The organism is Psychrobacter sp. SWN149, from assembly GCF_015864565.1.
Lineage (GTDB): Bacteria > Pseudomonadota > Gammaproteobacteria > Pseudomonadales > Moraxellaceae > Psychrobacter.
On sequence record NZ_JADYWX010000004.1, the window covers coordinates 245,997 to 271,434 of the forward strand.

12 protein-coding genes, 1 tRNA gene and 1 pseudogene are annotated in these 25,438 nt (G+C 43.7%); 4 read left to right on the forward strand and 10 right to left on the reverse strand.

Features of this window, described 5'->3' with window-relative positions:
* Window positions 1-61: 61 nt before the first annotated feature.
* From recD to I6E86_RS08335, 3 genes are all read right to left on the reverse strand, one after another.
* On the reverse strand, window positions 62-2,308 hold the full coding sequence (recD, locus tag I6E86_RS08325) for an exodeoxyribonuclease V subunit alpha (protein ID WP_197176919.1): 2,247 nt from the start codon (window positions 2,306-2,308) through the stop codon (window positions 62-64).
* Window positions 2,309-2,410: 102 nt separating this feature from the next.
* Window positions 2,411-7,036, reverse strand: coding sequence for a UvrD-helicase domain-containing protein (locus I6E86_RS08330; protein ID WP_197176921.1), 4,626 nt, complete (start codon window positions 7,034-7,036; stop codon window positions 2,411-2,413).
* 68 nt (window positions 7,037-7,104) lie between these two features.
* Window positions 7,105-11,667 carry an exodeoxyribonuclease V subunit gamma gene (locus I6E86_RS08335; protein ID WP_197176923.1) on the reverse strand — a complete coding sequence of 1,521 codons (4,563 nt, stop codon included), beginning with the start codon at window positions 11,665-11,667 and terminating at the stop codon, window positions 7,105-7,107.
* Window positions 11,668-12,200: 533 nt separating this feature from the next.
* Between I6E86_RS08335 and I6E86_RS08340 the strand changes: the two genes are divergently transcribed.
* The 4 genes and pseudogenes from I6E86_RS08340 to I6E86_RS08355 all read left to right on the forward strand — a co-directional run bounded on the left by I6E86_RS08340 (window position 12,201) and on the right by I6E86_RS08355 (window position 14,598).
* On the forward strand, window positions 12,201-12,731 hold the full coding sequence (locus I6E86_RS08340; RefSeq protein WP_197176925.1) for a hypothetical protein: 531 nt from the start codon (window positions 12,201-12,203) through the stop codon (window positions 12,729-12,731).
* A 63-nt stretch (window positions 12,732-12,794) separates the two neighbouring features.
* Window positions 12,795-13,595 (forward strand): hypothetical protein, encoded by an 801-nt coding sequence (locus tag I6E86_RS08345; RefSeq protein ID WP_197176927.1) that lies wholly within the window; start codon window positions 12,795-12,797, stop codon window positions 13,593-13,595.
* A gap of 73 nt (window positions 13,596-13,668) precedes the next feature.
* Window positions 13,669-13,744 (forward strand) — tRNA-Arg (locus I6E86_RS08350).
* Window positions 13,745-13,918: 174 nt separating this feature from the next.
* Window positions 13,919-14,598, forward strand: a pseudogene (locus I6E86_RS08355) (tyrosine-type recombinase/integrase).
* A gap of 482 nt (window positions 14,599-15,080) precedes the next feature.
* Here the strand turns inward: I6E86_RS08355 and I6E86_RS08360 are convergent.
* The 7 genes from I6E86_RS08360 to pcaF all read right to left on the reverse strand — a co-directional run bounded on the left by I6E86_RS08360 (window position 15,081) and on the right by pcaF (window position 25,411).
* Entirely contained in the window at window positions 15,081-16,739 is a 1,659-nt protein-coding gene (locus tag I6E86_RS08360; RefSeq protein ID WP_197176929.1) for a GMC family oxidoreductase, read from the reverse strand.
* Window positions 16,740-17,135: 396 nt separating this feature from the next.
* Entirely contained in the window at window positions 17,136-18,560 is a 1,425-nt protein-coding gene (locus tag I6E86_RS08365) for an aldehyde dehydrogenase family protein (protein WP_197176931.1), read from the reverse strand.
* A gap of 164 nt (window positions 18,561-18,724) precedes the next feature.
* On the reverse strand, window positions 18,725-21,067 hold the full coding sequence (tynA, locus tag I6E86_RS08370) for a primary-amine oxidase (RefSeq protein ID WP_197176933.1): 2,343 nt from the start codon (window positions 21,065-21,067) through the stop codon (window positions 18,725-18,727).
* Window positions 21,068-21,184: 117 nt separating this feature from the next.
* A complete protein-coding gene (locus I6E86_RS08375; RefSeq protein ID WP_197176935.1) occupies window positions 21,185-21,784 on the reverse strand; it encodes a gamma carbonic anhydrase family protein in 600 nt (199 codons plus the stop codon).
* Window positions 21,785-21,835: 51 nt separating this feature from the next.
* Window positions 21,836-22,771, reverse strand: a complete 936-nt coding sequence (locus I6E86_RS08380) for a PaaX family transcriptional regulator C-terminal domain-containing protein (protein ID WP_197176936.1) — start codon at window positions 22,769-22,771, stop codon at window positions 21,836-21,838.
* Window positions 22,772-22,838: 67 nt separating this feature from the next.
* Window positions 22,839-24,140, reverse strand: a complete 1,302-nt coding sequence (paaK, locus tag I6E86_RS08385; protein ID WP_197176945.1) for a phenylacetate--CoA ligase PaaK — start codon at window positions 24,138-24,140, stop codon at window positions 22,839-22,841.
* A 65-nt stretch (window positions 24,141-24,205) separates the two neighbouring features.
* On the reverse strand, window positions 24,206-25,411 hold the full coding sequence (pcaF, locus tag I6E86_RS08390) for a 3-oxoadipyl-CoA thiolase (RefSeq protein WP_197177180.1): 1,206 nt from the start codon (window positions 25,409-25,411) through the stop codon (window positions 24,206-24,208).
* Between the last annotated feature and the right edge of the window lie 27 nt (window positions 25,412-25,438).

The following is a 25,438-nucleotide window of genomic DNA, read 5'->3' on the forward strand; positions in this document are numbered from 1 at the left end:
TGCTTTTTTATTGTGTTCAGAATGAGAAAACCAACAATAGTAATGAATGGCATGATAATGATTAAAACTGTAATGCCAAACCCGTATGCCGTTCAGTAGGTGTTTGTACGGCTTTTTCTAATGCATGTTTTGTACTATAGATGGTCACTTGCTTTTTAGCACGAGTTACCGCTGTATAGATAAGCTCTTTACTAAGTAGTCTTGCATGACTGTTATCAAAAGTAATAGCCACATGATCAAACTCAGACCCCTGCGATTTATGTATGGTCATCGCATATGCCGTCGCAATCACTTCCTCGTTTAGCAGGTTGACAGCGATACCTTGCGTTTTATTTTCAAAAAACACTTCAAGTTGGTTTCTTTCACCACTCGTCTGCAAGCAAAATCCAATGTCCCCATTAAAGAGTCCTAGCTCGTAATTGTTCTGTAGCACCATAACAGGACGTCCATGAAACCACGTGTTTTGACCCAAGGGCAGCTTCAATTCTGCAAGATGCCACTGGGTCAGGTAATTATTAATATAGTGATCGCCCCATTCACCATTGTGGCCCGCAGTTAAAATTCTGAACTGATTAAAGGTTTCCATTAGTGAGGTAATTGTGGCTTTTACTGATTCTGGCATGTATTTTTCTATTGGATTTTGCAGATAATTCTTAATCTTAACCAGATATAAATGGTAATTTTTTGACATCTTTTCAATAATTTTTTGATTGCTTAGGCTATTTTTTAACTTATCACCTAATAGTTCTGCTGCTTGTAGTGTATTCACATATTGAAAACTCAGTGCATTGTCATGTTTTAATAACTGCCAGATCGCTTTAATATCTACATCTGCTTTGTTTATTTGGTACGCAAGCTTGCCAATACCAGAATCTGCACTAAAACGACGGCTTTCAGTCAGCTCTGCGTGAATGGGTTGCAATAACGGAATACGACACAGATCGGCCAATACGGCCCCTGCATCTACCGCTGCTAACTGGTTTGCATCACCCAGTAGTATCAAGCGTGCACCGGGTTTTACAGCACTTACTAAATAATTAGCCAACTCTACCCCGAGCATTGATGCCTCATCAACGATGATAATATCTTCGCCGAGTGGGTTTTTTGCATCGTAACGAGGTTTACCCGTACGGCCAATACCTAACAAGCGATGAATCGTTTTGGCCTCTTGCAATTGCAATTCTACATTCGCAGCATCAAGTGCCGCCTGTAAAGACTCTTGCATTCGCTGGGCCGCCTTACCCGTCGGTGCTGCTAATGCGAGGCTCGCACTGTCTGTACTGAATTTAATCTGTTCCTGCTTACCTGCCCTACTCTCTGTGGCCTGTTGCAGTGCAATCACTAGCTGAGCTACGGTATAAGTTTTTCCGGTGCCTGGCCCGCCAGTGATGATGCTAAATGCATTATTGTTCGAGACATTAATGGCCGCTACCTGCTGCGGATTTAGCGTATCGGGTATATTGATAGCTAATGGGGATATTTTCTGATTTAGAATAGTATTGATATGCTGTGCCAAGTTGAGCTCTGCTTGCCATGCGCGGTGTAGCCAAAAAGTGAGTGAAATTGTCGAGTCGTTTTCATCTTCATTGATCTGATAAATAATAGGCTGATTATTTTTGCTTAGGCTATTATTATCATGCATCATTCCTGAATTGACATCAGCAAACAGCCTATGCTCATAAATTGACTGAGTAAAAGAGCGTAAATCTGTGTTCTTTAGGTACTCATAAAGGGCAACTATCGTATTAAAACGCTTGGTCAATATCTCTTTTTCGTGATTGGTCAGTGTCAGCTGTGTCCATAGCTGCGCACGCCGAGCAAATAATGTATTCAACAAATCAAACAGTGAGGGTTCTGCTAAAACATCTTCAACTGTTTGCAAATCTATCCCACTGCTTGTTGCTGTTTCTGTCGCCTGTATCTCTACGGCTTTCAGATTCGATTGGGTATCAATCAACGCTAAGACTGGCATCGCTAGCATCTCTAACAACTGCTGCTGCCACGCATATAGTGTGACTGACTCACCATTCACGTGACCTTGTAACGGTTGCTCGCTCTCAACTGCCTCAATGGTCAACACCGTATGCCCCTCTTCTAAATGAGTGGCTAACATCACGAATAAAGCCGAAAACAAATGACGCTCTTCTGTATTGTCAATCCGTTTGCCATGGATATTAGATGCTGTATCTGGCGTGCTGTATGCAACCTGCGTTTGCTGACGACGCAGCAATATATAATCACTGATATTGCTGGCCCAGCTTTCTTGTACGCCAACGGCTACCTTATGCTTACTGTTGTTATTGCTCATTGTGTATTTTCTCTATGTTTATTATTTGACGATCACACGCTGAATATTCTATTAATTCTTTAGGTTTGTTTGGCTTAGCACCTCTTAAACGAGGTGAGCCTACTAATTTGGCAAGCCAAACAGTGCATCCAAAGCCTTGATAAAGTCGATTGGAATGTCCCAAGTCACCAATCCATAACGGTTATGCTGGCCATTACTGCTTGAGCCGCTATCATTGGCTTCAGTAGAGTCAGCCAATATGTCAGTAGATTGATAGTTTGAGACATACGTGCCTCGTAAAAACATATACTCCACTGCGCCAAGGTACTTGTGTTCATTGCCTGTATAGTCGTCAATTCTTATGGCAAGGAATCGATGTAACGCTACCTGATAGATTGCAGCTTGTAACCAATACCCTGCTTTTGACATCGCTTGTTTGAGGGTGTTTTCGCTATAATCGCTTAGGCTATTTCCTAAAAAGTTGCTTTTATAATCGACCACATAATACTTGCCAGCATGCTCATACACCAAATCAATCTCGCCGCGCAGATAACGATACAAATGCGCTTTATTTTGTGGCACTAAGCTGATGTGCTTGTCTACGTCATCAGGCAGATACTGCTGAAACAGCCTATTAATATCTTGTGCTCTAAACGTCTCTGACAGTCCCATATTAAATTCTAGTTCGGCAAACCGCTGTTCTATATCAATAGCAATGAGCGGCTGATTCGATGCCAATAATGGCACCTGTAGCACCTCCTCAATCCAGTTAATCAAGGCCTCATGTTTGGTTGCGTCTATTGAGTCCGGGTTAAACGAGCGGCTATCTGCTTTGTTTTTTGCCTGCAATATATGGCTTTGCTGTTCCGCGCTGCTATAGACCAATGGCAACTGATAGCTGCTGATGGCTCTATCAATCACCTGAGGCCACTGTGACTTGTTGCTGAAATCAATTTTTTCAAATATTTCATGCAAAAATGTACCTGTATTGGCACCTTTCACAAAGGCAAAACGAATGTCATCTTCTGGTTTTAGACTCAACTCAGTCACTGATTCAAGCCATTCATTACCATGGGTTGATGATATATTGACAGCTGAAACATCTGTCATATCGATGTCTATGGCATCATCAATACGCTCATCTACTACTGCCATCGCCTGCGTAGACTCATCTAATTGGCGGGCTAAAGCGGTAAAACTGGTTTTAGCCCAACCGTAAAAATAGTTGGTTTTCATGACATCTGAAAAAGCCATGTACTCAATCATTTCTGTTGCAGGCGAATTAAGATTTGATAGGTTTGTGGCAAACGCGACATGACTCATTGAACCGACTGCATTAGCATCACTAGAGTCACTGTCATTATTATTGGCGCCAGTGTTGTCGTATAACGCATGCACATTATGTGCGCGTATCATACCGATAGTGCCCTTGAGTCTATCAGGCAAATCAAATGTAGGAGACTTACCTTTTAAAGTATCAAACCAATAAAATACTGGCTTAAAGTCAAACCCCTTCGTGTCTTTGGGATCACGTAACACCACATAAAGCTGTTCACTGGCTCGAGTAAATGCCACGTAACCCAGTCGTCGCATCTCATCGAAATCTTCCCGTGTTTCGATATCGGTGTAATAATCATCGACAGTAGCAGAACCTTGCACCGGTGAGAAACGGCGTTGATTGCCAATCGCTTGACTACTTAACGACTCGCTCTCTGACGATTGATCCGCTGTCGACTGATTCACCAATACTGAATTTATCAATGCCGAGGGAGATTGTTGGGCATTATATAGATACAGGCCATACTTCTCATTAGTGCCTGACTTCCTACTGGCATCGCCCATACCTAATACATAGACAATAGGAAACTCAAGCCCTTTTGACTTGTGAATGGTCATCAGCTGCACACCAGACTCTGTCGGCAACGGATATTGCTTGGCCCAATCGCTGTTGGGCGAGGCATCTATATGTTGTCTAAACCAAGCCAAGAGCTCATGCTCGCCCATATCGATGCCGTATTGCGCCAGCACATCCATGATGTGACGTAAATCCATGATGTGACGATCGCCTTCTGGATGAGCGGCCAGCGCTTGCCATACACCTTGTGGCTGCACAGGGTTTTTATCTAGCAAATAATGCAACGCCGATAGAATACCAAAGTGCTGCCAACGCTGCGCGCCCTCTTTTAGATAGGTAATAAAGTCTTGGTAGCTCTTTTTACTATTGACCGCTGCTGCATTAGTACCACTAGGATTATGATCGTCTGTCATCCCTGACTCATGATCCGTCATCATAACTTTGATATCTTTGATGCTGAGGCCGTACAGGTGACTGGTTAGCACCCGATTGATCATGTCATGACGGTATGGGTATAGCATGGCACTGAGTAGCGCTGCCACATCTTCTGCCATGATGGTCTCAAAAATACTGACGTCGCTGGTGGTCAAGGTTGGCACATTGAGTTTGACCAGCTCATCTTCCACCCGCTTTAAATCTTTTTTGGTACGTGCGAGCACCCCAATATCACTGGGCTTAATTGGATTGTTTTTTAGCGTCTGACCACTGTTAAGAACGGTCGCAATATGGCGCGCTGTGATCTCAAACTCATCATACTCAAGCTCTTTGTCTCTATCGTAAGGCAGGTGCAATACGCTTACTGGTTGGGCAGACAATACATCCGTCACTAAGGTGCTGCTATGAGCATCTGGCTCATTAGACCAAGACAACTGGTTCTCTGGCTTTGCCGCTTTAATATGCTGATAATAAATACCAGTACCTAGCTGCGACAGTTTATTCTCAGCAGTTGTTGCATCAGCCATGCCAAACCAACAATTGAGCGCATCAATCAAGCTGGCATTTGAGCGGCGGTTAATATCCAGTGTCCAAAGAGTGCTTTTATCGAACTGGGCTTTCATATAATTGTAGTTGGCTACGTCGCCACCACGGAAACCATAAATTGCCTGTTTGGGGTCACCCACCAATAGCAGAAATTCATGATTGGCCTTCCTAGTGGTTGACTGCTTATCACTGTCCGACAGTTTAGATTTATTCTTTGGCAAGTAGATGCTTTCAATCATAATGGCTTGCTCACCATTGATATCTTGCGACTCATCAATCAATGCCACTGGATAGTGGTGACGAATATAACGTGCCAGCTTTTCTCCTTGACGACCAGTCAACGCTTGGTTTAGACGCACCATTTGCAGACTAAACGTCGTCTCACCACGTTCTTCTAATATAACTGGCAACCTATCACGTACGGCCAGCACGATATGGCGGTTCAGATTGGCCAATACCATAATGATATATTCATCCAGCTTGTTGCTTTGTTCAACATAGCGCTTGAAGTCACGAACGACTGGCAACTCATTAAATATTAAGTTAACCCTCTCACCGTCCTTTGGCTTATAGAACTGCTTGCCGATATCATCCGTCTTCTGAAAAGCCTCAATCAACTTTCCTGTTTTCTTATTTTTATCAGATATGAACTTATAAGCCGCCGGTCCATAATCCTCTAATGCTTGAATAATTTTAGGCCATGAATCTCTATTGTTTTGAAGCTGCCCTTTAGGAACCTCATAATATTCACCGTCAGACTCAAAGAAAGCATCAAGCTCAGCGCTGTGCTTAATAATTTCACTGATCAAGCGCTCGTAACCTTCGAAAGAGAAATCACTTACTACCACCGCATCAATCGGTGCAGAGATAAAGTTAAGCGAACGTGTCACATACTTTTTATGATCGTTAGCCGCAGTCAACTTGCCTTGCTGATCCATCAATGCATATAGTTTGGGCTGCTCACTATATAAGCGGCTTTGAAACTGTCGCAGCTCATCATGAACAATACTGTTGGTCACCTGCTCAATACTGCTGTCCTCAATAATGCCCATGCCTTGTTGATGTCCGGTCTCGCTACTGTATTCCGTCAGCCATTTTTGTGCCAAGCTATCGAGCGTGCCCACAAACAGTTTATCCAGCGTGGTCAACACTAATGCGGTGCGCCTAATAGCCTCTGTCATTGGGTAGCTGTATACATGATCCAGCAAATAACCGACCAGATGCAGGTTAATGGGATCTTGCATGATGCCCTCTAAACGAGCGTACTTGGCCTGATCAATCAGCCATTCTTCACGCGCAGTTTTTGCCTGACTGCATTTTCTCGCCGCTGTCTTTTGGTTTTGCTCATCACTGTTATGTTCGTAAGCGAGATCTTGATTGATATCGTCAGCGCCAGCTTCAATACCTGTGTCCGCATCTGTACCCATGACTGAATCAGACTGCTTGTCTATGTTGGCCGGTTTACCAGTATCAGGCATCACCTGCAATACGGTAGGATATAAAGCGTCCTTATTATTAAGATCTGTACTTAGGCTATTCACCCATTGCAGCAATTGATAAAAATCCACCAAACGATCATGAATACGTTGACGCATCTCGGCAGCAGCAGCTCGCGTAAAGGTCGTGGCAATGATTTGCTCTGGTGCACGCCTCGCTTCAATCAGTAGGCGCAGTACGATGCCCGTCAGTGTCCACGTTTTTCCCGTACCCGCCGAGGCCTCAATTAGGTGTCTGCCCATTAGATCAACATCAACCGCAGGTATCACATCTGCTTTGCGTTCACTCATGTGCTCACTGTCAGTCGTATCAGCAGATAGATCAAACGCGTTAGGTAACTTATTTGAGTGCTCATTGAGCACATGGAGCTGATTATCAGCATCGATAATAGGAGTGGTGTTGGGCAAGTCTGTCATAGGGGCGTACACTTTTAATTATTATTTATTGGTCTAACAACTGGTAACTACCTGGCTATCGACATGCTCTAGCTATCTAAGCCTTCTAAGGCCGCAAACATCGGTGCGTATAACGGCTGCGCTAAGGTGGTCAATGAGGCTGATAAGGCCTTAAAAGCATCTTGATTACGCAACACATATTGCCAGATGGCATGCTGCGAGCAGGTATCGTATAGCGTGTCTGAGAAATAACTCGGCCTTAACCAGTCTGAGAAGTCTGCGCGTTTTGGCCAATAACTCACACCTTCTTCGACATCTACGCACTTATCAAGATAACTGAGTGCATACTCAGGCAGTAACGTAATAGGCACTTGACCCGATAAATTGGCAAAAACTGCCCACTTTATCAGCTCAATCACTGCGTCGTTATAGAGGATAGGGCTGAGTCTAAATGCGATTACTTTGTCGTATGCATCAACTTGCGAGCTGGGCTTATTAAATCGCCAAATGCTCACGCCGTCATTGGATGCTAATTGCTCGGCAGTGGTGCGTCTGGCCACTTGCCAATATAAATGCGACAACCAAAACTTGAGTAAATGCTTGGGACCAGCAGAGCTAGGCAATATGTTTAACCAATGCGTGGGTGACTGCTTGGCATAAGACATATCTGTCTGAATATGTGCTTTATGGTGATAGCCATCTATTGGCATTGATGATGGTGCTGATATCGGTACTGGTATTGGCACTGAGCCTTTCATCTTAATCATGTTGGGCAGTAGCTTGTACAGCATCTGGTGATCAGCATCATTTAAGACCGTCGCCAGTTCTATCTGAACAGGATGCTCGGTGGTGGGCGTCAATAGCTGTAAACCAGTGGTATTCTCTTCTGCCTCCTCAAAACCACTAGCTATTAACTGCTCTTTAAACGCCAAACATTGCTGTTGTAGTTTCTGTTGTTGGTTGGGAATCGTGGTTTGGCGAGCGACACCTGCTGGTATGATCTTTTGATACATCAGAATTTGGCTATCTTGCATGGCAGCACTGTTGATATCCGTCGCACTTTCTTCATCGATGCTATTATTAGTATTAGAGGCCAAGCCATTGATTAGATGCGCTTTAATTTGGTAAGTCGTTAAATTGTCTAAAAACAACGGCTCTTGATGCGCCATTGCTTCCTCACCTTGCACGACATGTACTTTTTGAGTCCGCAGAAAAGCTTTGGCAGGATGGCGCACCTGATAAACCAATGCTCCTTCAATATCTATTTCATGTATATCAAATATAGATTGAGTGAGCATCTCAGTCAGATGATTGGAATCGCCAGTGTCATTTTTACTGACACTACCTGTGTCTAGCGATAGAAGCTCGACCAATACAGGCAGAGTTTGTTCATCTATTTGACCCAGCTTACCCAATCCTTGACCCAATACCTGAGCGACTGCCTCGTATTGCGCTTTTGTAGGTAACCCAACCAGCTGAGCATGCTCGCTGGCAACTCGACCTTTTAAGGTATCAAACACAGCCTGCCACAGCGGCGCAGGCGGGAACTGCTTTTTTTGTGCCAGTTTGGTTTTGCGCATGGCTGTATTTAGCATAGCGTCTAGCTCGTCAATCATATCAACAGGGCTTTCATCCTGAGCATTGACACCGACATTAACACTGGCACTGGCACTGGCACTGGTATCAGTGGACGCTTGGTCAAACACATCAGCAGCTTCAATCTCTGTTTCAAACAGACTTTTATGAAAGGGTAACGCAGGATGCTCTGTCACGAGCCACTGTTTAATCAATTTGGGCAAGTAGCGCTTTAGACTGTCGGTGGTTGAGTCAATATCATTAGGCAAAGTGTCGAGCGAGTTGACTTGCCACTGCACCTCACCCTGCAAAAACTGTAATAACTCACTAACAGGGTTGGCTGGCAAATGCTCATGCGTGTCTGTCAAGCTTTGGCCATTATAGAATATCCAGCAAGCACTACGCGCGCACAGTAACGCATCCAAAAACGCCCCATTATCATCATCCTCACTCACTCTATCACCGCGACGAGCATTGGTGGCTTTCATCAAATCGTATCGGTTGTCACGGTCGCGTGCGGGAAACTCAGACAGATTCATGTTGAGCATCACCACCAAGTTAAAGGGCACGTTTCTCAGTGCGCCAAATCGCCCAAAAGTAATCACACCCGTCGGCTCCGCACTGACCTGTTGACTCTCAAGCTCCGCCTCGATACTGTCTAGCATAAAGCTTAGCTTGAGCGGCAACTGCTCCACGCCTGCCAGCCTCTGCTCGACCTCACTGTTGGCGATATCGCCACTAGAGTACTGTTTATAATGGCGGTTGGCACGTAAGCTGGATTTAAAGCCGTTCATGGCATTATAGATAGCGCGCATGGTACGCGTTTGATCCACATCGCCAAAGTAACGATGGATGACTTGGGTCTCAATCTGATCGAGCCAGTCCTCAGCTTTCATCTTTTGCGTATGATCATCACGGCGGGCGGTCAAGCCAGTATAAATGCGGCAAAGGGCTTCAACAATAATCGCATCATTTAGGCTCACTTGAGACAGCGGTATGGTTTTCTCTGGCAGTGCAGTGCTTGGCCACTCGTCTGGTGTTAAAGGATATAAACAATCGCTCAAACCAGCCTCTGGCATCACCAAACCCAAAGTCAATGTATCCAGTGCCTGTGCAAAGCTAAAACGATAGTCAAAGTCATTGGCATCTAAGGTTTGTTTAAGATGTTGCTCATCAAAACCGCGGATAAAACCTGCCTCTATCAACAAGTCACACCCACGGCTCATTTGTTCGCGGGTTAGACCAAAACTTTCAAACAATGGCGGCAGCATCAGCCAATCTAAAACCTCTGCCGCCTCAAAACGGGCGCTATGGCTGCCCAATAACTTATAAAACCCAATAATGGCTTCCCATAATTGACGAATATCCGCATCGACGACACCAGTCACTTTGGCAGGTAGTGTCAAACCATCTTGACCCTTACCATTGACAAAAATAGAGCTAATGAGTGCATGATGGCGCTCTACGTCGGGTAGCAACACAACAATGTCAGATATATGGCGCTTTTTTTCACCGCGTTTGATGGGTTCGTTGAGCCAGCGCCCAATCATAATACGCAGCACTTCGAGCTGACGCTGCAGACTATGACAAGAATGTATGCTTAGGCTATTGTCTTGTGAAGACATTGCCCAAAAACGGTCTATCTCAAAGCGCTTATTCTCTAGTGCCTCATCTTCATACCAAGCGGCGGCTTGCGACTCTTTATCATCACTTGGCTCTAGTTGCTGACTCACTGCTTGAGAGACCTTTGCCGCTGTTGCTTGCTGAGTGGCTGTCTCATCAAGCATCAGCACATCATTTTGCAAGCGCCTTAACAGACTTGGGCTATGTTGCATATTTTGAGTATTGTTAGTCTTATTAGCATCAGTAAAGTCAGCAGCAGTAAGATCACTATTTAAGCCAACGCTCAGCGTATCATCAAAATCATCTTGCCATTCTACCAGCGCATCGTCGTATTGCTCATTACCCGACAAGTTAGCAAGCATGGCGAAAGCATCCCGCGATTGCTTGCCCAGACGCGATAGCAAGCTGTGCCCATAATCGCGCAAAAACACGCTTTCAGGATTGATAATCTGCTGACGCTGTAACCAGGATTTATCGACAATATCTGCCCAAAACAGCTTTGAAGGGTTGTAGTGCAATAGCGTGATATTCATGTATTTTGATAGCTGCTGCAAGAAATCCAGCTCGGTCTGTGGCAATTGCTGAATGGTAAAAATGCGCAGGACGGTAGGCAACTGCGTACGTTCATTTGCTTGGTTACTGTCTAAGGCTGACCAAAAGGTTTTTTCGAGCGCCACACGGTGCTGATGCACATCAGCAAACAACTGCAACCATAGGAAACGCTGAGCAATCTCGAGCTCCGCGTAATGCGCCACCAACCAATCAGGTGTGCCACGCGCATACTTATCAAAGCGCAGTGACAAAGCATCTTTCTCGGCTATCATCTCATCCACATTGAGCGGTTTGTCATCCGACCACTTTGCCAACCAATCTTCACGGTGGGTTAAATAGCGGTTAAACACTCGTGCCAAATCACTTGCCAGCTGCCAAATACGGGCATCTTGTTGCGCCTTATCCTGTCGCACACTGTCTTGTTGTGCATTGTCTTGCTGTAAATTATCTTGCTGTGCATTGCCTTGTTGAGCCTCTGCATCCGGCTCATCAATTAAAGAGGCCAGCAGCGGGTTCACTGGATGCTTTTCATCTGCAACAATGGCTGCTTGATAGTAGGTCAAATACCCAAATAACCGCCATTGCATCACCGTTGGTGACAACACAGCCACTTCTGGCACATTCAATGTAACCGCTGTTGGGTCCGTCTGTAGCAAATGCGCATTATGGCGACTTAGCACATCCTGCATCAGCGTCCATTGATACTGACCCCAAAACTTGGTACGCACCAAGGTACTGATGCCTGCACGACTGGCAATAGTCTTATCCAACCAATCCCCAAGTACCATTGAAGGCACAATCACAATAAAAGGTGCAAAGACCGACTGGTTCTTTGACTGATATTGTTCAAGCAATTTATCGACGAGGTTTTCGGTACGGTGTGACTGAATAATGGTAAACATAGACAATTATCTGATTAGAATAGGAATAAAATACTGTGGCTTATAAAGGTGGCGTAGATACGGTATCGTTGACACTTTTGAAGGCGCTAAAACTAGAAGCGCTAAAAAACCCGAGCAACCATTGATATAGTCAGTTCAATATAATTTCGATACAAGGAAACCGAGTGCAAGTTATACATTAGTATGCTTAGCGAGGATGACGATGTAGCGGACTTATATAGACTTGACTATACTCACCAATGCATACTTGGTTGTCGTGACGATGATGCATTTCTGCTAGCATGTTTGTCTTAGACCATATATAGCCACTCAAAGATGGCCAAACAAAGCCGGCTATCAGTGTGCCATTGATGGTGATCGTTTACTAGTATAGTTACGGGTATTGTAATACTTTACGACATTCAGTGTCGCTCTATAGTACTATTTATATGTGTGTCTATAGAAGAGAATCTCGCTTTCTGTCTCTTTAAGACAGATCAGCGCTGACGATTTATTTTAACCAACAAGCCTAATTAACGAGAGCATGTAATATTATGCCATTGCGCCCCATTGATGCCATCTTTGTTCACCCAAAGCAACGTCTGTATGTTGTCTATTATCGCGGCGAGCTGTGGCGATTGCCACGTATGAAGATCGATGACAGATCGTGGCAAAACAGAAAACCCTACACAGATGACAATAGCTCACTCTACCTAAGTATTCATCAGTCTATTAGCGATCCCGTACTCGCGCAGAAATTACGAACATTAGACTTACCTACTGCCGTACGGGGTAGTACGTTAGCGCGTTTTGAGGCATGGTGGGAATCACAGGGTTTTAGCTGGCTAAAAGATAGGCTGAGCACTGGTGAGTCGCCGTTAGCGGCGCACCACACCAACCCACTGTCAAAAATGTTTGACAACCCACCTACCTTACCTTCAGACTCTCACCCTTCTCTACCTAGCGATGATAAAAAGTTCAGTCACAGGGGTAGCGTACAAGTCTCAACACCTGCCATAGAAGAAGATGTGTTTGCAGATATGTTGGCAGTATTGACAGAGGAAGTGCTCGATCAAAAGCTGTGATATCTCAATACAAAATATCGCGTAATCATTAAAATGAATCCATTAATAAAAGAGCAGTAATATATGAAAGACTACAAGCTGCTACTGGCTGGACTGATTTTGCTGTTATTGACCGCTTTTATTGCCATCTTTACTTGGTTATGGACCAACAACCGCAAAAATACAGACCCGTTACCTGTCATGGTAAGCACAAACGAATCTGCGACTGTAGAGGATGCTGGCGATGAAGCTTTGAATCAAACACTCTATATCCGAGCAGAAGAAAACCTACAAGCCCCTTTAGATGACATTATTGCTAGTTTTAAGTCTCGCTATCCTCGAATACAGGTCTCGGCAAGCTATGTACCTGCCAATGTACTTTTGGCTGTATCAAAAAACGAGGCGACTAAAGACAGTCAGCTCCATTCTGTCTTTGATACAGATATAATTATCGCTAATGAGGATCTATCTATAGAACGCATTGCACCACTACAAGCAAACATAGAATCGACTCTCCAAAAAGAAAATCGGCAACAGACAACTGTCAATACAGCTGATGCTGATGTCTCTAACGCTGAAAATAAAGACATAGATACTAGCGAAAACAACCGTAAACAAATACAAACCATCAGTGCTTTTGACTATGCGATTGAAGATGAGAAAGCGCTGCAAGGGATTGTTTTGACAGACAGTACGACTGCTATTAGCTTTCGAAACTTCCTACTTTCAAGTACGGGTCAAGAAATATTAGAAAAATATAATTATCATAATATTAATGGTTATGAAAACAGTGTGAATGACTTGTTCAAACCAACGTCACGTGCTAAAAAAGCAACAGGTGATAATCCCGTAGATGTCGCTGATGCCCTTAGCAATGGTGAGTAATGATAAATTGTCTCTATTTGTCTTTTGTTGATTGCTTTTACGACTGCTTTTTCCTACAATGTCACTCCATAATGCGCCTATAGCTCAACAGGATAGAGCAGTTGCCTCCTAAGCGATCGATCCGAGTTCGAGTCTTGGTGGGCGCACCATCAAATAATATCAGAAGCAATCAAATAACCTCATAGCCTATACGCTGTGGGGTTTTTTAATATCCTAATATATCATATCGTAACTCTATATAACTTACGATACCTTTTCATAACAGTATTTTAGAGGTATTCTAGAGGGTATCTGCAAATACCTTTAAACAGGATACCTTTAAAATGGCCAAAACCATCAAGGCTTTGACTGATACGCAAGTGAGCCAGGCAAAACCTAACGGGAAAATTCAAAATTTAACCGATGGTGGTGGGCTTTACTTGCATATAAGTAAGGCCGGTACCAAGGTATGGCGAATCGACTTTACCACTCCTGTCACCAAAAAACGGGTAACAATGACGCTAGGTCAATATCCAGAAATTACACTGGCAGCTGCTAGACAAATGAGGGCTGATGTGAAATATCATCTGGCCAACGGTGATGATCCCCGCACTATAAAAAGAGACCATGAGCGCCAGCAGTTATTGGAGTCGAATAGTACGTTTGCCATGATTGCTGAAGAATACATATCTAGGCAGACACACCTATCAGATGCCACGCATAAGAACAATAGACGCTATGCTGAGTATCTAAACAAATCCATTGGTAGTATTCCTATCAGCAGCATCAAGCCTATTGACGTACTGGACGCCTGTAGGCCTGTAGAGAGCAAAGGCTATTAGAGACAGCACTGAAAATGAAGTCGCTAGCGGGCCAGGTGTTTAGATATGGGGTGCAGACGGCAAAATGTGAACGAGATGTGACGCAAGACCTAAAAGGCGCTCTAAAACAGCCTCCTACTAAGCACTACTACCCACTTTTATCTCGCCATGGACTTGATAGAAAATCGCCAACATATAGGTGACCGCCCATACCTCTATCTTCCCTTCCTTTATAACTTCTTCAATAATATTTTGACATTCAATGGTCGTTAGAGATGTCATTTCGATATTAGACTAACCTTCAATCACAATATGATAATTAGGCATAAAGCTGACAACATGAACAACAAGCTGTTGAATTTTTTGACAATACGGAGAGTCAAGTGGTATCAGCTTATCTAATACTTGCCTAGCAATACTTTCCTTAAAACGCCTAATATCTAACATAGTTTATTAATCCAACCAGCTCATGCTTTTAGGAAGTCCCAAAATTGGTTCTTCACGTGCTGTCATGCGCTTATTAATGGCATACCTAACCTACTCTTTGGTGTATAAATATTTTACTGCTACTCAGCATAGCCAAAAAAACCCATAAGCTATCAGTTTATGGGTTCCCTTCATTTATTTTACAGGCTAAACAGTATTTACATGGAGTCCGATTTAGATGTCCGACTTGATATGTAATTTATACATTATCCTCTTTAATCATATCAGCTGCCTTTTCTGCTACCATAATTGTAGGTGCATTGGTATTACCAGCCATAACGAACGGGAAAATAGAGGCATCTACCACACGCAATCTTTTAACACCTCGAACCTTTAATCGTGGTGTTACCACTGCCAAACTATCAATTCCCATTTTACAGGTGCCATTTTGGTGATGGTAACTGACAACTGATGATCGTGCATACTCTGCAATTTGTTCATCTGTTTTAACATCTTCACCTGGATATATTTCTCGGCCACGCCACTCCACTAAAGCTGGTTGATTTGCGATATTGCGCATCTGTTTAATCGAAGTCACTAATGTATCGACATCATATTGTGTATCAAGTACATTGGGATCGATATTCATCTTGTCATCAGGACTAGCACTGTTTAGTATAATCCTGCCGCGTGAGGTCGGTCTAACTCCTGCAGCTACTAGAGAAAATGCATTTTGAACGGAACTATCTTGACCAGGTGCATAATAAGGAACATGGAAAAAAAGTGGCTGCATATCGGCCCCTGGTAGAGCTGTCTGAGTTTTTGCAAACATATGAGCATGCAATACTTGAATAGACATGTCACTTGGTGGTGGAACCTCTTTCTTTCCTTCGTATATTACAGGGCTTAAGTTATGATCGTGGAGGTTTTCACCTACACCGGGGCTATCGACAACCACATTAATACCAAGCTTTTCTAACTCTGATTTTGACCCAATGCCTGATAGCATCAAAATACGAGGAGACTCAATAGCACCGCCACATACAATCACTTCTTTTTTAGCTTTGACTGTTTTGATAGTGCCTTCTTGACGATATGTAACACCTGTTGCTACACCCTTTGTTATATTTACTTTATGGACACGTGAGTTAGTTATTAATGATAAATTAGGACGATTGAGAGCTGGACGTAAGAAAGCGACTGCTGTGGAGTGTCTCTTCCCATCTTTCGTATTTAAATCAGTATAACTGACCCCTTCTTGTGTCTCCCCATTGCTATCATCATTGAAAGGGATACCAGACTCTATAGCAGCATCAACTATCGCTTTCGTGACTGGATGAGGAGTAAAATCTGCAGTAACATGAAGTAGCCCGTCACCGCCATGATAGACACTTGGACCACGTGAGTAATTTTCTGACTTTTTGAAATATGGTAGTACATCGTTATAAGACCACCCATCACAACCTAATTCATTTGCCCAATGATCATAATCAGATGCATTACCTCGCACATAAATCATGGCATTTAATGAAGATGACCCACCCACTGTTTTACCACGTGGCCAATTTAAGACGCGATTGTGTGCATTTTTTTGCGGTATAGTTTTATAGTCCCAATCATATTCGGTACCCCATAGCTCAATTAAACGCATGGGTGTTGATATCATTTCACTATTATCGGGACCTCCTGCTTCAATAATAAGTACCTGACTACCGTCTTCAGTTAGACGATTCGCAAGTACACAGCCTGCCGAACCTGCACCAATAATCACATAATCGAATTCCTTACTATGGCTATCTATAGGATTAATACTTGCACCTATAGCACCCTTAGACAACATAAGTACACCTGAGGCAACTGCGGTGTACCCTAAAAAATTGCGACGTGAAATACCTTTTGATTTATTTTTAGTAGACATTAAAACTCCTTTTTATTGTCAGCTATATTCCTTTATTTTAGATGAGCCTATTTCAATCCTAGATTAACTAACCATCTTCAGATAACTGATTTTTCTACTAACAACCACGTAATCTGGTGCTTTTAACATCTCTAAAGATAAGTACTCACTACCTGTTCTACTTCAGCCATACTTTTTGCATTTAACTAGCGGTCACTAGGGCGTGTCATCAATTAGATTGTGAGGCTTAAAATGAGAAAAATGGTAGATAAACAAGGAAGTAATTGCCGTTAATATGAACATATTGACAAAATTACTGACAATGTTTAGCAAAATTTAGCCATTTTAAGGCCACTAAATGTATTAATGTGCTAATTGATGACACGCCCTAGATGCTTGCTATGTAATAAATATCTATCAAGATTTAAAAATTTGCATGGTCTGTATAGAAGTAAACTCTTTGAGACCAGCTTCTCCAAACTCAATACCAAACCCAGAGTCTTTAACACCACCAAACGGGGCATCGGGTTGCACCATGGCATGATTATTAATCCACACAGTGCCACAGTCTAAACGTGAGCCGATACTCTGTGCTTTTTTGATGTCTGTTGACCAGACTGAACCGCCAAGTCCAACAGATAAGCGGTTGGCACTGGCAATCGCCTCTTCGACATCGCTAAACTTAATAATCGGTAGAATCGGTCCAAACTGTTCTTCATCAACCAATCTTGCGCCATCATTGATATGGTTCACCAGCGTTATGGGATAAAAATAGCCGGTCTCGTCTACCACTTCCCCGCCACATAAAAAGTTTGCACCGCGCTCTTTGGCATCTTGAGCAAGGGCTTTGACAATATTCAATTGTGCCTCATTTTGTAGAGGTCCAAAGTCGGTGTCTTCATCAAGCCCATTACCTGTCTTCATGCTTTTGGCAATCGCGGTCAAGGCTGCACACAACTCATCATGCACGGATTCATGCACATACAGTCGTTTTAGGGCGGCACATGTTTGGCCATTATTGATAAAAGAGGTTGCAAAAATCTTACCCGCGATGGCTTCAATATCAGCATCCGCCAGTACAATACCAGCGTCATTGCCACCCAACTCAAGCGTCAAACGTTTTAAAGTCACCGCAGCGCTTTTCATGATGGCCTTGCCCGTTGGGGTTGAGCCTGTAAATACAATTTTTTGAATGTCCACATGTGCAGACATCGCCGCACCAATATCACCTTTGCCAGTTACCACATTCAATACGCCTGCTGGCAAAATATCTTTAGCAATCTCACCAAAGCATAGTACGGTCAATGGGGTCATCTCAGACGGTTTCATGACGATGGTATTACCAGTGAGCAAAGCAGGAATGATGTGCCAAATACCGATGAGTAAGGGATAATTCCATGGGGTAATTGAGCCTACAACGCCCAGTGGCTTACGATGTAACTCTATCCGAGCTAAGTCATTGTCTTGAATGGTTTCTGGCTCTAACGCCATGCTGGCAGTCGCACGTATCCAAGCCAATGCACCACCCAATTCAAAGCCTGCACCCAAATCAGCAAAACCTTTTGTGGGTTTACCTTGCTCTTTGGTCAGCATCGTCATAAGCACATCAGCACGAGCTTCAACCGCATCAGCAAGCTGCATTAAGTAGTCACGGCGCTCTGCATAGGTGAGTGCTGACCAACTAGGGAACGCAGCTTTGGCTGCTGCGACTGCTTCATCTAGTTGAGCCACACTGGCCTTTGGGCAGCAGGCAATAACCGATTTATCAGCAGGGTTGATGACATCAAAATAATCGGTAGTGGCAACGCTTTTACCGCCGATAATTAAATTAAAAGATTCCATTATTCATCCTCTTATTGTTAGGATCTATTGTCTATAGAATTGACCCGCATGATTTAAAAATAGTAGATTTAAACAATTGGCTTTAATAACGCTAAAAATAAATGGCCTTAATGCAACAATATGAGTGCCACATTAAAGCCCATTATGTTAAAAACACGTCAGGTTTACTTACTATCGTCTTTACTTTGATTAAGGTTTAATGAAGGGGTTTCATCAAAGAAGTTCCATGGTTTCAGCAGAATATTCACCCACTCTGTTGGCATAATAGGCCATTCTTCAGCCCGGGCTATATGCGTAGTGCCCGTGGTTAGCCACACCACCAAATCTTTGTTATGAATGTTCTCATCATCTGCAACAAAGGCGCCTAGCCCCGTATCTTTATCAGAGCGATTGGGATAAGTACCCTCTGGATATAGCTCATTCGTCTTGTATTTTGTCACCCAAATTTGTTTATCCATAAAGCTAAGACGATTAAATAACCACTCATCGTCTGCAAAGTTAGCGCCTTTCGCAATGGGGTGAGTCGCACCTGCAAATGGAATCATCTGATAAGACACTGGATTGCCCATACGATTTTCTTTACTGGCATTACTGATTAAGCGCACAGTAGTAGGGTCAAAATTCTCTTGCGCCTTAGTTTCTGTCACTACTGTCGTCTCGCGAGTCTCCATTGCACTGGTACGCGGGCCACTGCGCACATTGGGTACGACGACTGGCTCTATACGTTTGATGTTGTTGGTCTCGCCATCGACATCCATATCCAAGCGGAAATTATAGATATGCTGATGCGTGGTGCCAACGATGTTATGGTCTATCAGTGTGCCGTAACGTGTGTCTTCTTTAGCACTTGGATCATGCATGGTTTTTGCAATAACACCTTTGACCGCCTCGATACCAGTAGCGCCGGCATTGATACCAATGGTACCATTTGGCTGAAGCACCCAGTCAAAAATATAGTCATAGTTGCCGATGGTGCTGATCCAGCGTACGACCAGCTCACGACGCTCAGTACTGACATTTTTCTGTCCCATTTCTTGGTGTTTAAACTCAGGGCCTGCATAACGTTCAAACACGGCGATGGCATTCGGAATGGTATAAGGATTGCCTTGGTAATCTGCAAGCACTGCATCAAGGAGTACCGCATTTTCTGGTGCGTCAACGTTTCTTTCTAGCGGGGAGGTTAAGGTGCCCATGCCATATTCGCCAGAGTCTAAATAAGACTTAAAGTACCAACCCATATCGGGGTCACCATAAGGGACTACCATGCCGCCTAAGTTGCCTTGATACATGATTTTACGGTCTACGCCTTTATCGTTAAAGGTCACGGTGCTGAGCTGTAAACCGGTACGACTGTCTAGACCAATATGGAATTTCCAATTGTTCCACTCAATGTTTCGACCAGTGATGGTATAGTTTTTCCCTTCTGGTTCAATAATGTTCAATGGTTTATTGGTCACAACCTTTTTATCGCGACCATCAATTGGGCGCGGGGTCATAGGTACCGGAATAACACCACCTTCTTCGATTTTAATAATCTTGCTCTTATCTAAATCGACCACTGCTACTAAGTTTTCGATCGGATGTGCCCAATAGTTGCCATCGCCGACATCTAGGTAAGAGACAATTTTTAGAATCCTCTGTTGCTGATCTAAAAGTCCATCTTTTCCCCCAAAATAGCCGACAGTCAATGGCGTTCCAACCACTTTGGTCACGTCATCAACGCCTCGTTTTTTCAGTGCGGCTTTATACTCTGGGCTAGTTTGAATGATGTCTTGTATGGCCATAAAGTCATCGACCAGTACCATGCCAAAAGTGTTCTCTAAAACTTTCCAGCTTGTCAGCGTGTTTTTGCTTAAATCGACTTCCCCTTCAATGACCGTATTGCCTTTTAAGATGGTAAACGTTGCCACGCGGTCGCTTGTATAAGGTTTTTTATCGATCACGTTACGCCACACGGCGTCTTTGTCAGGTTGCTTTAGGCGAATATCAGCAAACCGTGAGTTTTTTTGTTCAGGTTTGGCTTTACGAATAATGGCTGTGACTTTGTTAATCTCGTCACTGCTCAAAGTATTGAGTGGATGCGGTATGCTCTCTACTTTAAAGGTTTGGTCTAAATTGGATTGGAGTATTTCATTGGCCAAGGTGTCGGGCACCAAAGCTTGGCCATCTTTCATGACTAGTGGGTTGGTGATCTTTAAAGACTTCCCATTCACCATGGCAGTAGAGCTACTGGGTTTGATCTGTACACGCGTAGAGTTCTTGGTGATGGTATACATATCAGCATAACTGTCATAGGTGACCTCTGCACCCGCTGTAGACATTGCCTCCTCAATCGGAACCATGTGCACCTCTCCACCATGTGCCAGTGCTTGACCACTATAAATAAAAGCTAAGCTGGCGACTAACGCGGTTAAGGCAGACTTGAATGTGATATTGTGATGAGATTTGATGCGACTGTTGGCAGTAACATCTTCCTGGTGCTGGCGACTAAATTGATAGCGTGTCATAAATAACGTCCTTGTCATTGAGGGTAGAAAGAGATTGTGTTTTCGGTGTTCATTGTTACTTTGTGCTTACGGATCTAAATTAGACTTATAAGCTAGGATTATTAATGGCCTTTATTATCAAAGTTCTGATTTGATATGATGTTGAGCATTAAATTGCTTATGTGTTAACCGCTCGCCTGCATCCATAGTTAAAGGCTCAACTTCCTTTAAAGAGTGCAAACAACGTTTGGTAAGATCTATATATTGCTGAGTACCATGAGCTTTCCAAGCCAACTCCTTTTGTTCAAGTTCTCTTATTACTTTTGTGGGGCTGCCTAATGCCATGACATTTGGCGGAATGACCATCTTCGCTTTGACGGTACTATTAGCACCAATAATGCTATTTTCACCTACTTCTGCGAGGTCTAAAATGACACTGTTCATTCCGATGAGTGCATTCTTTCTCACAATACAGCCGTGTAGAATGGCTGCATGTCCAATATGTCCATACTCTTCAATCACTACTACATGGTTGGGAAAGCCATGTATAATGCAATTATCTTGGATATTGGCGTTTTTTTTAACACGAATACCACCGAAATCAGCACGTAATGAAGCGAATGGACCAATATATACACCTGCTTCAATCACAACATCACCGATGATCACGGCAGTTGGATGAACATAAGCATCTGGGCTAATAACCGGTATTACACCGTCAATGGCATAGCAAGGCATCATCGTTTCCTTATCAAAAAATATCAAACAAAGTTTACAGTCATCATTCGCTTAAGTTTCTTCAGCATACTTTAACCCGCCAAAGCGTTTATAAAACTGGGGCCTTGCTGGTGGCATAGTCCCCTCAGCAGTGCGGGCAATGTTAAGAAAAAACTCTTCAGACGAACTAATAATCATTTGGTACACATTACTGGTCAAATTACGCGCGGTCAGTGCTAGCCAATCCGATGGCAATAGTTCTAGAGGTAAATTCGGATCTTTTAATAAGATACGTCGGTACTGGTGAATTAATAGAATGCGAATTTGAAACGCTTGTAGTTCATTAAGATCACCATCTTCAATGAGGCTTAAAACATTACGAAAATCGTTAATAAATTTATCATAGCGTTGGTGCAGCTGCTCGATGGGCCAGTTCACCTCAACCATACGCTTGAGTGTTGGGTATGACTCTTGCCATAAGTGCAAGGCTTCGGCACAAAACACTACCACTTGTTCAGTCATATTGAGCTTAAACAATAAGTTTTGCAGCTGCAGTTCATCACAGCTAGGATAGGCCATGAGATTGGTGGTAATATTGGCAAACCCTAACCACTCCAATTCTTTTTTGAGGAGGGTTTTGTTTCCAAGCTCAACCGAACTTAATAACACCAAGTCCCATTTGTGATCCCACTCACACTGATTTAAACCATAAATTTTTTCATGGGCGGCAGCAAAGCGTTCACGGCTGACTTCTGTAATGCGGTAGTAACTGGTACGTCCGATTTTTTCGGAGCTTAACCAGTCATTTTGCACCAAGCGAAACACCGCAGTACGCACGGAACGTTCGTTGAAACCGAACACATCCATGAGTTGAATCAGACTGGCTAAACTAATGACCCCTCCTCGTTGAAAGATACAATCACCAAAGATTGACATAATTAACGAGGTGCCACTTAAGACGTCTTCACAAATAAGCTCATCGATATATTGTTTTAGTTTAGCGTTCATGTCATTTATTCATTATTTAAAAAGCACGCAACAATATCCAAGATACTATCGCGCGGGGTTAACTACATTAGGCAGGCACAGCGATATTGCGTAGGTCAACAACACGTTGAGCCTTACCCTCAGAACGAGGTAACATACCTTGTGGTGAGACTTCTACATCAACACTGATACCCACCATGGTCTTTATTTTTTGTTCAAGTTTTCTGGCTAACTGCATCACTTCGATACCACTGGCATCACTACGTGACTCAACATGGATACATAGGGTGTCTAAGTGACCGTGCTTGAGGATATGGATCTGATAGTTTGGCAGTAATTTTGGTACTTGTAAAATCTGTTCTTCGATCTGCGAGGGAAACACATTGACGCCACGGATGATGATCATATCATCACTACGGCCAACAATCTTTTCCATACGACGCATCGTTCGTACAGAGCCTGGTAATAAGCGAGTCAAATCTCGGGTACGGTAGCGAATGATGGGCATACCCTCCTTAGTAATGGTGGTAAACACTAATTCACCAAGCTCGCCGTCTGGTAATACTTCCCCAGTCTCAGGGTTGATGATTTCTGGGTAAAAATGGTCTTCCCAAATGGTTGCGCCGTCTTTAGATTCTAAGCATTCCATGGCGACACCTGGGCCCATGACTTCTGACAAGCCGTATATATCTAGCGCATCAATACCCATGCGCGTTTCGATTTCTTGGCGCATGGCGTTAGTCCACGGTTCAGCCCCGAAAATGCCGGTTTTGATAGAACAGTCTTTAGCTGTACCAAATTTTTTCTCTAATGCTTCAATAATGTTCAAGCAGTAAGAAGGGGTAACCATTAATGCGGTTGGTTTAAAGTCATGGATTAGCTGGGCTTGGCGGTCAGTTTGGCCACCTGACATTGGGATAACCGTTGCACCTAATCGTTCAACACCATAGTGTGCACCCAAACCACCAGTGAATAGGCCATAACCGTAGGATACTTGGATGGTATCTTTGCTAGTAAGGCCAGCCGCACGCAGTGAGCGTGCTACGACATCCGACCAAGTCACGATATCTTGCTTGGTATAACCGACCACGGTAGGTTGGCCAGTAGTACCTGATGATGCATGAACACGGACGATCTGTTCACGTGGGACGCTAAACATACCGAACGGGTAATTATCGCGCAAGTCTGATTTGGTGGTGAATGGGAATTTGGCTAAATCTTCTAATGATTGGCAGTCTTCTGGGTGGACACCTATTTGATCAAATTTCTTCTTATATATAGGGTTGTTTTCGTAGGCGTGTTTGAGTGTTTCTTTCAAACGTTTCAACTGTACGCTACGCAATTCGTCTACTGATGCGGTTTCGATGTGTTCCATAACGTTATGATTCATGTAAAACTCCTTTTCGTAGTCATCCTGACTACATTTCCAATTAAAAAACTCTGTTAAAGCCGTGATCAGACGTTTTCTATCACCATTGCCACGCCTTGACCCACACCCACACACATGGTGCATAACGCATACTTACCGTTACGACGTTTTAATTCTTTCATTGCGGTGATGACCAAACGTGTACCACTCATTCCTAGAGGATGACCTAGCGCAATGGCCCCACCATTTGGATTGATACGTACATCATTATCAGTAAGACCCAGTTCGCGAATCACGGCAAGGGATTGCGCGGCGAATGCTTCGTTAAGCTCGATAACATCCATCTGGCTTAATGTTAGTCCGGTTTGCTCAAGTACTTTTAGTACTGCAGGCACAGGGCCAATACCCATATAGCGTGGCTCGACACCAGCACTCGCCATACCAACAATACGCGCTTGCGGCGTTAGATTGTGTGCTTGACCAAAGCGTTCGCTACCCATTAGTACACAAGCAGCACCGTCATTGATGCCTGATGCGTTACCCGCAGTCACTGAACCACCCTCATTGCGAAATGGGGTTTTAAGACTAGCAAGGGCTTCTAAGCTAGCATCTGCACGTGGGTATTCGTCTTGGTCAACAATCACGCTGCCTTTTTTCGTTTTGACTTTAACTGGTAAGATCTCTTCGGTAAAAAGACCCGCCTGTTGGGCAGCGGCAGTTTTTTGTTGGCTGCGTAACGCGAATAGATCTTGGTCTTCGCGGCTGATCTGATATTTTTCAGCCACGTTTTCGGCAGTTTCTGGCATGCTATCAACACCATACGCTGCTTTCATTAATGAGTTAATAAAACGCCAACCGATGGAGGTGTCAAAAATCTCTGGTGCGCGGTGAAAGGCACTGGTCGGTTTTGATTGGACATAGGGTGCGCGGCTCATGCTCTCGACACCACCAGCCAATACAAACTCGGCCTCACCCGTTTTTACCAAACGTGAGGCGATGCCAATCGAGTCCATACCAGAGGCACAGAGACGGTTAACGGTGATAGCAGGCACCTTATCAGGTAAGCCTGCAAGTAAAGTTGCCATACGCGCTACATTACGGTTGTCTTCGCCAGCTTGGTTAGCACAGCCAATGACTACCTCATCGACCTCATCCCATGGCAAGTTTGGGTTTTGAGCTTTTAGGTGTTGAATAGGCAAGGCTGCCAAATCGTCTGTACGAACACTACTCAAGCCACCGGCATAGCGCCCGATTGGGGTGCGAATGGCGTCATAAATATATACTTGTTGCATCATAGTTTCCCCTTACAATAAATTAAT